An 11720-nucleotide genomic window follows, 5' to 3' on the forward strand; every position below is an offset into this window, starting at 1 on the left:
GTATAAATAGGATTTGTAGTAAAAATATTGTAAAAATATCTAGTATATGGTATTATTTAGGCAATGAAGCTTCTAAAAAATGTATCAACCTTTGTTAGAGTACGGGCCCGTAGAAAGAAATAATTATCTACTTAACTTTTACATATGGAATGATAACTGTTATTTCAAAAAAATGGAATATTATTATACAGAGAATTCAGTAAATTCAAACTTTTGAGATGGAGTGAAGAACATGAACGTACCATTAGTGTTGCCGCGCTTTTTAGATCGAGCAGTTGCTTTATATGGAGATAAAGAAGCAGCTTATTGTGATGATAGAGTATTTACATATCGAGAAATAAATGAAAGAGTAAATAGACTTTCACATGGTTTACAAGATCTTGGAATTAAAAAAGGAGATCATGTTGCTTACTTAGCATCGAATACAGTGGAAATGTTCGAAGGATTTTATGGCGTGTATCAGCTTGGAGCAGTTATGGTTCCTCTTAATATACGATTAAAACCTGAAGACTACTTATTCATTTTAAACCATAGTGAATCTAAAGTATTATTTGTTGACCAAGATTTATATGATTTTATTGTACCGATTAAAGAGCGATTAGAAACGGTTGAGCATATTATTGTTCATTATAAAGACAAGGAAACTCCTGAAATCGATTATGATGCTTGGCTAGAAAGATATTCTGCTGATGCTTTCAATCGTGCTGAATTAGATGAAAACGATGTATGCAGCCTTCTGTATACAAGTGGTACAACAGGAAATCCAAAGGGTGTCATGTTAACGCATCGCAATAATTATCTTCATGCCCTAAGCACTATGCATCACTTCCGTATTACAGACCGTGATGTATACTTACATGTTTTACCGATGTTCCATGTGAATGGTTGGGGTACACCATTTTCCTATACAGCAAACGGGGCTACTCATGTTTTTCTTAGAAAAGCTACTCCAGCGGCTATTCACAATCTAGTGAAAGCTCGTAAAGTAACTGTTTTAAACATGGCTCCAACCGTATTAAATGCTTTACTAGAGCATCATGCGAAGAATCCTGTTGAATTCGAGCAAGATGTCCGTACTTTCATTGCCGGATCAGCGCCGCCACCTGCGTTTGTTACACGTGTTGAACAGGAATTAGGATGGGAATTCATTCAAATTTATGGAATGACTGAATGTTCTCCAGTAAGTGCGATTTCCAGGATTCGATCATCATTACCTGAATTATCACCATCAGAACAAGCTAAAGTGAAGGCTAAAGCAGGGTATCCAATGATTGGTTGTGAGCTCAAAATTGTTGATGAAAACGGAGAAGAAGTTGCTCATAATGGAAAAGAAATAGGTGAAGTTGTATATAGAGGACATGGTACGATGCTAGGCTACTGGAAAAATGAAGAAGCAACAATGGAAACTATTCGAAACGGTTGGCTTCATACAGGAGATATGGGGACAATCGATGAAAATGGATATATTGATATTGTTGATAGAAAGAAAGATGTAATCATCAGTGGTGGAGAAAATATCTCTTCTATTGAAGTAGAAGGAGTATTATATGAGCACCCAGCTATTCTTGAAGCTGCTGTTATCGCTGCTCCTCATGAAAAATGGGGTGAAACTCCACATGCTATTGTTGTTTTAAAAGAAAATCAACATGTCACTGAAGAAGAAATCATTAAGTTCTCAAGAGAACGATTAGCACACTTTAAAGCAGTTACAGGAGTTACCTTCGTCGAAGAGCTCCCTAAAACAGCATCCGGAAAAATTCAAAAAGTTCATCTCCGTAATGATCATTGGAAGGCTCAAGGCAAAGGTGAACGTTTGGTGAACTAAAAAGCAATGTGATGAAAGTCGATCATTTTATGGTCGGCTTTTTGTGTGTGCCAGGCATGGCAACTATCTAGGTGGTGAAGGTCCACTGTGGGGGTACACATCGACCAACCACTAAGGAAGCGCAAGGTACTTATCGTGAGGTAAGGGCTGGAGGAAGCGTGGAATAAAATCTTGGCTCGACGAACAGAAATTTGATACTAAGGCTTTATAAAAGGATGAGACTTCACAACAAGTCAAAGTCCAAAAGGTGTGCGTAACTTTGTAGAGTAAATCAGGCGAGTAAAAGAGGAAAGATAGTTTGCCTTACCCTGGGAGGTCTTGCGGATGTACAGTAGTATAGTCGAAAGCGGCGAATAGAGTGATGAAATTAATCGTGAGATTTATAGAAGACAAACTAGGATTAATAGTTAATGTAGAGAAGAGTAAAATCTCCCGCCCAAAAGAACTAAAATTTTTAGGGTTCGGGTATTATTATGACGTTAAAAATAAGAGATACCAAGTAAAACCCCGCCCAAGTTCAATACAGAAATTTCAAAGGAAACTTCGAAAACTGACAAGGCGAAATTTGGGTGTCCCACTAGACTATCAAATATTGAAACTGAAACAAGTCATATTCGGGTGGGTAAACTACTTTAGGATAGCAAATATGAAAAAAGTGACGGAACGAATAGATATGAAGCTTCGCTCTAGAATTAGGGTCATCATCTGGAAACAATGGAAAGTATCGAAGAAACAAATCAAATCACTCATGAAGCTAGGGATTCCGGAGGAAGAAGCGAAAGGATTAACCTATTGTCGAAAAGGTTACTGGTATATAGGATTATCGAAAGTTGTCCAAAGAGCCATTTCAAACAAAAGACTAAAGCAGAGGGGGCTTCCCTCTGCTTTAGAACATTATCTAAAAGTACATACTGTAATATAAATTGAAACGCCGTATACGCGAACCATACGTACGGTGTTGTGAGATGGGCGAAAATAAACTACTTTATTTTCCCTCTACTCTATTTTATTCTATTTATTGACATTTTATGATATAAATGATATTTTAATTTTAGTAACGTTCTTTATAAAGAACGTTCGGGCGGGAATTTGAAGTCGTGTTTAATCGGAGGGAAATGAATTTTGAGTGCAATAGCTGGAATCTATCATCTAAATAACGAACCTATTAATCTGCAACATAGTGTAACACTTATGACAGCGTTACAAAAATATCCGTCCGATGATATACAAACATGGTATGACGAGAATGTTTTTCTTGGTTGTCATGCACAGTGGATTACACCGGAATCAGTGGGTGAACAACTTCCTTATCATGATTATGATTCTGAATTAGCTATTACAGCTGATGCCATAATAGACAATCGACAAGAACTATTTGATAAATTACAAGTTCATTATGCTGATAGAAAAGGAATGCCAGATAGTAAGCTAATATTGCTTTCTTACCTAAAGTGGGGTGAAGAGTGTCCGAAATTTTTAATTGGTGATTTCGCTTTTATGATTTGGGATCGAAAACAGCAAAAACTTTTTGGTGCAAGGGACTTTTCTGGAAGTAGGACGCTGTATTTTCATAAAAATGATAACAAATTTGCTTTTTGTACGACGATTGCACCACTTCTTGCACTTCCTTATCTTGAGAGGAATTTGAATGAAGAGTGGTTGGCTGAATTTTTGGCTATATCGGGAGTAGTTGATGTTGTCGATATTTATCAAACAGTTTATAAAAATGTAGAACAAGTACCCCCGTCCCATAGTATTTCAGTAATTAGAGGGAAAGTAACATTTAGAAGGTACTGTGATTTTTCTACTCCACAGAAGAAGCTTAAATTGAAGTCGAATGAAGATTACGTTGAGGCATTACAAGAAGTGTTACAAGAAGCAATAGTATCGCGAGTACGTACTTATCGTCAGGTTGGAGCTCATCTAAGCGGAGGATTAGATTCAGGTTCAGTGGTTAGTTACGCATCCAAAGCTTTAGAAAAAGAAAAAAAAGCATTGCAGACATTCAGTTCTATTCCAGCTCAGGATTTTGTAGACTTTACCCCAAAATCAAAAATTGCTGATGAACGACCTTTTATTCAAGCTACTGCTCAACATATCGGAGGTATTAAGGTGAATTATTTGGATTTTTCAGGAAAAAGTCCTCTGACAGAATTGGATGATTTTCTAGACATTATGGAAATGCCTTATAAATTTTTTGAAAACTCCATTTGGTTAAAGGGAATCTTCTATGAAGCTAGTAAGAGTAATATAGGTGTCTTATTAAATGGAGGAAGGGGAAACTTTACGATATCTTGGGGACCAGCCTTGGAATATCAAGCTGAACTTTTAAAGAAAATAAAGTGGTTTCGCTTTTATCAAGAGTTACATTTATATAGTAAAAATATAGGTGAAAACAAATTGAAATTACTTCCGATTATTGGGAAGATTGCTTTTCCTTTTATTAATAAGTATTCGCCGTTATTTGTAACCAGCGACTCTCCAAATATAATAAACCCTGAATTAGCTGTAAAGACTAGGGTATTTGAAAAACTAAATGAACAGGGTATTCATACTGATAGTTCTTCTATTCCAAATGTATATACAGAAAGAAAAAAACATTTTGAAAAGTTGTATCATTGGAATGCAACGAACACTCTTAGTACGAAACTTTCTTTACGATACTCACTATGGAAACGGGATCCTACAAATGATTTAAGAGTCGTCCGGTTTTGTCTATCAGTACCAGAGAACCAATATGTGAAAAATGGTTTAGATCGAGCTCTTATTCGAAATGCGATGATGAATCTTTTACCAGATAAAGTAAGGTTGAATCAAAGTGTCAGAGGAGTCCAAGGTGTTGATTGGGTCTATCGTATGATACCCTCATGGAATGTATTTATAGAGGAGCTCAATGAGTTGAAAAATGATTCTGAAATTTTCCGATTTTTAAATCCACAAGTGGTTAAAGCTGCGATTTCAAAAGTTAGTGAACAGCCTCCTTTAGCCAAATATGCCATTCAAGCCGATTATAGGATTTCGATGCGAAGTTTAATCGTTTATCGATTCATGCAAAAGTTTTTAAAAGGAGGTGATAATTATGAAACAATGGCAAAAACCAGAATTGGAAATGCTTGACATTGATATGACAATGGCGTCAGGATATGAAGGATATCATGATGAGGCTTATAATGGAGAGCCTGCATACGGTCGACATCACGAATCCTAAAAGTATACTTATTTGGATTTTTTTATGTAATTTGCCCTTGTACAATTTTACTATGTATGGGGGCTTTTACTATCGATATTGTCAAGTAGTTGGGGTGAAGAGGATGTTGAAAACTGTTAATAAAGTGGCGTACAAAGCTTTTGGCTTAAAAGTCTTAAGTGATATTCCTTTACCGGAATTGCCTCTCCATACTGGAAATAGTGAAGAATTAGCTGAAATTTTTATTGAAAAGGATGATTTATCTGAGTTATGGTTTGAATTATCTTCTTCTCAACAACGGTTTGTTATAAAGAGAAATCTAGTGTTGTTCGAAATTGAAGATATTGCTATATTTTTAATCCAGAATGGAAAGAAAATTGTTATTTCACCATTGTCAGAATATGAAGAAGATATTATTCGTCTATATGTTCTTGGAACATGTATGGGCGCATTATTGATGCAGAGAAAAGTACTTCCGTTACATGGAAGTGCAATAGCAATTGATGGAAAAGCCTATGTTTTCATCGGTGATTCAGGAGCCGGAAAATCAACTTTGGCTACAGCTTTTTTAAATCGGGGATATCAACTTCTTACGGATGATGTGATTGCTATATCGCTTTCAGAACACAATATTCCTTATGTAACACCTGCCTATCCTCAGCAAAAACTATGGCGGGAGAGTCTAATAGAGTTTGGTATGAACATGGATGAATATCGTTCCATTTATGGAAGGGAGACCAAATTCTGTGTTCCTGTTCATACTCAATACTTTGTAGAAGCATTACCCTTAGCAGGTGTTTTTGAACTAGTTAAAACTGAAAATGAGAAGGTAGACATACATCCTATAGAAGGACTTGAGCGTTTTCGTACACTTTCCTATCATACTTATCGTAATTTTCTTATCCGAGATTTAGGATTAATGGATTGGCATTTTACAATTTCTGCCTCAATGTTAAATCTGATTGACGTTTACCAAATATGCCGACCGATTTCTACATTTTCTGCTCCTCAATTAACAGATTTAGTTTTAGAGATTATAAATAGGGAGGAATAAATTATGATTAAGAACCAAAACATTACGTTAAATCATGTATTAGCTCAAGGTTTAGGAAATGTTGTAAGTGACATGAATGGCGAAAAAGTTATATTGAGTATTGATAGGGGAAAATACTATAATCTGGGGGAAGTTGGGGGTGTCATTTGGGATACTTTAGAATCCCGAATCTCTGTCTCAGATCTTATCAATCATTTACTTCTTGAATATGATGTAGACAAAAAGAAGTGTGAGGAAGAAGTAATATCTTTTGTAGAACATTTATATAAAGAAGGGCTAATACAAATTGAAGAAAGATAAGAACTAGAAAGGATGCTCAATATTTGTGAGAAAGCTTAGGTTGTTTTTATCACTAACTATGAAAATGAAGCTTTTGTTAATCGAGGCTTTTATATTCTTAGGCTGGGCCCGAATTCTTAAAAGTCTTCCGTTTTCTAAAATCGCTCCTTCATTAGGTGAGAAAATGGTTGAAACGTCATTTACTGCAATTTCAAATGAAAAGACATTAAAACAAATATCCTCTGCTATTAATATCATGAGCCGTTATACTTTTTGGGAAAGTCAATGTCTAGTCAAAGCTATTGCAGGGTTGAAAATGTTAGAAAGGCGAAAGATAGATAGTACTTTGTATTTAGGAACTGCAAAAGAAGAGTCTGGAAAATTAATCGCTCATGCTTGGTTACGTAGCGGTGCATTATATATTACAGGTTTTGAGGGGATGGAGAAATTCACTATTGTTGGAAAATTTGCTAAAAAAATTAGCGATAATCGTATTTAAGGAGATTGTAATGGATAAGAATATCAGTCTTGAGTTGGCGCTTATTCCAAAAGAATTAAAACTAATAAAAGAAATCATAAAGAAAAACTATAATCCTGCACAATTACTAAATGAAGTCCGGTTCAAGGATATAAATTGGAATTTATTTATTGAGCAATCGCTGCACCATCGTGTGTATCCATTATTATTTTCTGAATTAAAAAAAGCAGAAAATCAGGTTCCGTTAGCTGTGTTACAAACCATACAATATCATTATAAAAGAAATACTTTTGAAATGCTGCACTTAACTTCGGAAATGAAAAAAGTCAATGAAGTATTAATGAACAATCAGATTCGTATTCTTTTTTTAAAAGGTCCTATGCTTGGTTCAGATCTGTACGGAGATATTTCCCTTCGTACATCCAGTGACTTAGATGTTCTAGTGCCCTTAAAGAGCCTTGAAAAAGTTGAAATGCTCCTCATAGAGACAGGGTATATAAAAGATGATTATTTTCAAACTGTATTAAGTGATTGGAAGTGGAGACATCATCATCTCACATTTTATCATCCTGAAAAAAAAATTAAGCTTGAAGTCCATTGGAGATTAAATCCTGGTCCTGGAAAGGAACCAAGTTTTGAGAAATTGTGGGATAGAAAAAGAATTAGTTCAATCACTAGTTTTCCTATATATACCTTAGGAAAAGAAGATTTGTTTTTATTTCTCGTAACCCATGGTGCGCGTCATGGTTGGTCACGGCTTCGTTGGTTAGTTGATATTCATCAAATACTAAAGCAAAATCTGAATTGGCCTGAGCTTAAACAATTATTAAAAAAATATCATTATCTGCATATAGGTGGACAAGCGATTATTTTATGCTCACAATTGTTAGGTACTTCTATAACGAAAGAAATGAAGCCAGTCATTCAAGGGAACCGTCCAGTACGTTTAGCACAAGAGGCAATATTTTATCTCGAAAAAATGGTGAATTTACATACAGAGCCCGTTCCTGATAAAATTTCTAAATACCATCAACGACATTTGTATTCTCTTATGTCCACTCGTCAGAAATTCTTATATGTTTTAAGTTGGATGTATCCGTTTCCTATAGATGTCGAGACATTACCATTACCCCCAAAAATTCATTTTTTCTATTTCCCCTTACGTCCTCTTTTATGTGCATGGAGAAAAACAAGGAGATAGGTACTCTCATAGGAGGATATAGATATGAAGTCAATCTTGTACTTTACTAAACGGATACATGATTTTTCAGGAAAAATTCTTTATATCAATCTTTTTTGTATGATTTTAATAAGTTTATTAGAGGGAGTAGGAGTTTTTTTATTAATTCCCCTTATAGGTCTAACAGGAATTTTAGACATCGATACAACGGAAGTTCCTATCTTAAGCTGGATGAACGAGTTTTTCATAGGAATTCCAGAAACGATTAGTTTAATAATCATTTTAAGCATCTATGTATTACTAATGGTAGGTCAGGGGATTTTTAAGCGAAGTCAAACAATATTAGGTGCCAAAATTCAACAAAGCTTTATCAAACATTTAAGAGAAGAAACATATCGAAATTTATTGCAGGCAAATTGGGGATTTTATCTAAAAAAGAGGAAATCAGAAATCATCCATTTAATGACAAATGAAATCTTTCGAGTAAGTGGAGGTATTAATTTATTTCTTCAGTTTTTGTCATCTCTTATTTTTACTTTGATTCAAATTGGAATAGCCCTTTATTTGTCTATAAAAATGACTAGTTTTATTTTATTTTTTGGGCTAATCCTTATCTTCTGCTCTAAAACATTTATAAAAAAATCCCAGACGCTGGGGCAAGAAACTTTCCAGTTAACACAATCATACTTAGCAGGTATAACAGATCAATTTAACGGAATTAAGGATATTAAGAGTAATTCTCTTGAAAGAACTCATTTGAAGTCGTTTCTTTCATTGAATGAAAAAATAGAACAAAATATAATCCAAATGGTTAAGTTGAATACAACTTCCCAATTTATATACAAAGTCGTTTCTGCCTTTTTAATTGCTATTTTTGTGTTTTTTTCTATAAAAATCTTCCAAGCTCAGTCAGTACAATTAATGTTAATTATAATTATCTTTTCAAGATTATGGCCAAGGTTTTCTGGAATTCAATCCAATTTGGAGCAGCTAGGATCTATTATTCCATCTTTTAAGGAATTACTTCATTTACAAAATGAATGTTTGGAGGCTAGGGAATTATATAACCGGGATTATCAAAACGTAAAGCCTCTCCATATCAAATGTGGATTGGATTGTCGGAATGTATATTTTCGATATAAACAAAATGAAGGTGCATATGCACTGCAAAATATCAATTTACTTATCCCAACCAATCGTATGACAGCGATTGTAGGACGTTCAGGTGCAGGAAAAAGTACCTTAATTGATATTTTAATGGGACTAAATCAGCCAGAGAAAGGAGAAGTAAGGGTAGACGATATCGCTCTTACTAGTGAACATTTGTTATCATTAAGAAGATCCATAAGCTATATTCCCCAGGATCCTTTCCTCTTTAACACAACTATACGGGAAAATTTATTGTTAATTGAACCTAATGCAAGCGAGGAACATATTTGGGAGGCACTGGATTTTGCGGCAGCTGCAGATTTTGTGAGGAAGCTTCCTCAAGGCTTAGATACACTCATTGGTGATAGAGGAATTAGGCTATCAGGTGGGGAGAGGCAGCGACTTGTACTAGCTCGGGCTATTTTAAGAAAACCTTCCATACTTGTATTAGACGAAGCAACGAGTTCATTAGATACAGAAAATGAAGCAAAAATCCAAAGCGCAATTGAAACACTTAAAGGAAGGATGACGATTATCGTTATTGCTCATCGCTTGTCCACGATTCGTACTGCAGATCAGGTCATAGTTATGGAGCAGGGAGAGATTATTCAACAAGGTAGTTTCAACGAACTATCGAAACAAAGTACAGGGTTATTTAGTCACCTACTCGGCAAACAGATGGAAGTAATTTCGTGATATTTCAGAGAAATTTGAAATATTTTGTAAAATCCAATTGACTTGTTCTTTATATAGAACTAAAATAATAGATATGATAGCCTTTATTAAAAAGTTAATACAGCAACTCAGAATTTTAAAGATGATAATTTAGTTCTTAATAAAGAATGAAAAGGTGGTTTAATGAAGGATATTTCCAATACAAACAATGGTACGGCTAAAGAAATTAATTTAAAAGAACTCTTTGATATCATTAAAAGACGATTTTGGGTTGTAATCATCTTAACTGTTTTATTTACCTTAGCAGGTTATTTTACTACAACAACTTCTTCACCACTTTATCAAACATCGACAAGAATTATCATTGAAGCTACTAAAGAAAAAATGAAAACACTCCAAGTTATTATCAAAGACACAACAATTCTTCAAAAAGTAGTCGATGAGATGAAGTTGCCAATGACACCAGAAGCACTAGCTGGGAATATTACAGTCGAAAGTATAGATGATTCAGAGGTTGTAAGTATTAGTGTTGTCAGTCCGGATCCTTACTTAGCAGCAGAAATTGCCAATACAACAGCAAAAATATTTAAAGAAGAAGTGCCGAATATTGTTGGGTTTAAAAATGTGCGCTATTTATCAGATGCTAAAGTGAATCCATACCCGATTAATGGGAATGAAAATTCAACAATCCTTAAATATGGAATAATCGGTTTGATAGCAGGTGTTGGTCTTGTATTCTTGTTAAATACATTAGATTATCGCCTTCGCTCAGTACAAGAGATAGAGGAATTAGTTGGACTACCTGTTATTGGTCAAGTATCGAAAATGAATAAGAGGAACACGAATACTAAGAAGAATCTTCAAAATATAAACAATTCCACTGCTACTAAACAATCTAAACGAGCAGGAATAGAATTATGAGGTGATTTCCTTGTCTTTAGATAAACGAACGACAAATACAAACACTAAACAACGAAATTTAGTCACTTTCTCATATCCAGAATCTCTCATCTCTGAGCAATATCGAACCATTCGTACTAATATCAAGTTCACAGCGGTCAATAAAGTAATGAAAAAAATCCTTATTACTTCGCCTGGCATGAACGAAGGAAAATCAACAACAGCTGCGAATTTAGCGGTCTCAATGGCTCAACAAAAAGATAAGGTGCTCTTGATTGATGCTAACCTTAGAAATCCTTCAATTCATCAAATTTTTAAAATCACGAACCCAAACGGGTTAACTGATATTCTATTAAATGAAAATATTAGCTTAGAAGAAACGGTTTTCAAAACAGGAATTGGTTCACTCGATGTGTTAGCAAGTGGAACAATGATTTCCAATGCAAGTGAATTAATTGGTTCGAAGATAATGAAAAATTTTTTAAAAACAGTTGAGCAATCTTATGATGTAATTCTTATCGATTCACCATCAGTCCGAGAAGTCACAGATACAAAAATAATCGCCGACTATTGCGACGGAATTATTTTAGTCTATAGTAATGGTAAAACCGAATTAAAGCATGCATTAGAAACAACCAGGATTTTAAAGTTTGCGGAAGATAAGATACTAGGAGTAATCTTAAATGATAATTCTCGTAGTTTTCTCCAAAGACTGTTTAATATAAAAATGTAACTTAATAAATTTTTTTACACTATTTGTTCTCTATAAAGAACTATTTGTGATTGAAAAATGAATAAATAGATTCGGTGATGTCTCCTTACCGTTATTAACGGAGGCACTCGATCATACTGTGGGTTGAAATAAACCTTAGACGCAAGTCGTCAAGGGTGTGGTGTGAGGGGGGGTTAAATGCCCCATTTTACTATTAAAGTACTAAATTATGAAATTTCTAAGAGATTTTATAATTTAGTACTTTAATACTTTAATCTTTT

The 11720-nt window shown here is 34.5% G+C and carries 11 protein-coding genes; all 11 read left to right on the plus strand.

The genetic code is table 11. The annotated features are described in order from the left end of the window. Nucleotides 1-232: 232 nt before the first annotated feature. The 11 genes from V7068_RS13445 to V7068_RS13495 all read left to right on the plus strand — a co-directional run bounded on the left by V7068_RS13445 (nt 233) and on the right by V7068_RS13495 (nt 11460). Nucleotides 233-1825 carry a long-chain-fatty-acid--CoA ligase gene (locus tag V7068_RS13445; RefSeq protein WP_499713207.1) on the plus strand — a complete coding sequence of 531 codons (1593 nt, stop codon included), beginning with the start codon at nt 233-235 and terminating at the stop codon, nt 1823-1825. 361 nt (nt 1826-2186) lie between these two features. After that, nucleotides 2187-2747: a group II intron maturase-specific domain-containing protein gene (locus V7068_RS13450; protein WP_499713216.1), complete on the plus strand. Its 561-nt coding sequence runs from the start codon at nt 2187-2189 to the stop codon at nt 2745-2747. 200 nt (nt 2748-2947) lie between these two features. Continuing rightward, the gene (locus V7068_RS13455; protein WP_499713208.1) at nt 2948-4942 is read left to right on the plus strand and encodes a lasso peptide isopeptide bond-forming cyclase; all 1995 of its coding nucleotides are present in this window, start codon (nt 2948-2950) and stop codon (nt 4940-4942) included. Beyond that, nucleotides 4905-5033 carry a paeninodin family lasso peptide gene (locus tag V7068_RS13460; RefSeq protein ID WP_499713209.1) on the plus strand — a complete coding sequence of 43 codons (129 nt, stop codon included), beginning with the start codon at nt 4905-4907 and terminating at the stop codon, nt 5031-5033. Before V7068_RS13455 ends, V7068_RS13460 begins: the two co-directional genes overlap by 38 nt. 103 nt (nt 5034-5136) lie before the next feature. Next, nucleotides 5137-6066, plus strand: a complete 930-nt coding sequence (locus V7068_RS13465) for an aldolase (protein WP_499713210.1) — start codon at nt 5137-5139, stop codon at nt 6064-6066. 3 nt (nt 6067-6069) lie between these two features. After that, complete coding sequence (locus tag V7068_RS13470; RefSeq protein WP_499713211.1) at nt 6070-6366, plus strand: lasso peptide biosynthesis PqqD family chaperone; 297 nt, start codon at nt 6070-6072, stop codon at nt 6364-6366. A gap of 58 nt (nt 6367-6424) precedes the next feature. Next, nucleotides 6425-6844 (plus strand): lasso peptide biosynthesis B2 protein, encoded by a 420-nt coding sequence (locus V7068_RS13475; RefSeq protein WP_499713217.1) that lies wholly within the window; start codon nt 6425-6427, stop codon nt 6842-6844. Between the two features lie 10 nt (nt 6845-6854). Then, nucleotides 6855-8024: a nucleotidyltransferase domain-containing protein gene (locus V7068_RS13480; protein WP_499713212.1), complete on the plus strand. Its 1170-nt coding sequence runs from the start codon at nt 6855-6857 to the stop codon at nt 8022-8024. Between the two features lie 24 nt (nt 8025-8048). Then, entirely contained in the window at nt 8049-9848 is a 1800-nt protein-coding gene (locus V7068_RS13485) for an ABC transporter ATP-binding protein (RefSeq protein WP_499713213.1), read from the plus strand. A 162-nt stretch (nt 9849-10010) separates the two neighbouring features. Next, entirely contained in the window at nt 10011-10748 is a 738-nt protein-coding gene (locus V7068_RS13490; protein WP_499713214.1) for a YveK family protein, read from the plus strand. A gap of 10 nt (nt 10749-10758) precedes the next feature. After that, complete coding sequence (locus V7068_RS13495) at nt 10759-11460, plus strand: CpsD/CapB family tyrosine-protein kinase (protein ID WP_499713215.1); 702 nt, start codon at nt 10759-10761, stop codon at nt 11458-11460. Nucleotides 11461-11720: the final 260 nt, after the last annotated feature.

The organism is Bacillus sp. JJ634 (genome assembly GCF_036962285.1).
Classification (GTDB): domain Bacteria; phylum Bacillota; class Bacilli; order Bacillales; family DSM-1321; genus Peribacillus; species Peribacillus asahii_A.

Bases quoted from the DNA above. Each gene is read 5' to 3' on its own strand.
- V7068_RS13445 (WP_499713207.1), top strand. From the start codon at position 233: ATGAACGTACCATTAGTGTTGCCGCGCTTTTTAGATCGAGCAGTTGCT.
- V7068_RS13450 (WP_499713216.1), top strand. From the start codon at position 2,187: ATGAAATTAATCGTGAGATTTATAGAAGACAAACTAGGATTAATAGTT.
- V7068_RS13460 (WP_499713209.1), top strand. From the start codon at position 4,905: ATGAAACAATGGCAAAAACCAGAATTGGAAATGCTTGACATTGATATG.
- V7068_RS13465 (WP_499713210.1), top strand. From the start codon at position 5,137: ATGTTGAAAACTGTTAATAAAGTGGCGTACAAAGCTTTTGGCTTAAAA.
- V7068_RS13470 (WP_499713211.1), top strand. From the start codon at position 6,070: ATGATTAAGAACCAAAACATTACGTTAAATCATGTATTAGCTCAAGGT.
- V7068_RS13475 (WP_499713217.1), top strand. From the start codon at position 6,425: ATGAAAATGAAGCTTTTGTTAATCGAGGCTTTTATATTCTTAGGCTGG.
- V7068_RS13480 (WP_499713212.1), top strand. From the start codon at position 6,855: ATGGATAAGAATATCAGTCTTGAGTTGGCGCTTATTCCAAAAGAATTA.
- V7068_RS13485 (WP_499713213.1), top strand. From the start codon at position 8,049: ATGAAGTCAATCTTGTACTTTACTAAACGGATACATGATTTTTCAGGA.
- V7068_RS13490 (WP_499713214.1), top strand. From the start codon at position 10,011: ATGAAGGATATTTCCAATACAAACAATGGTACGGCTAAAGAAATTAAT.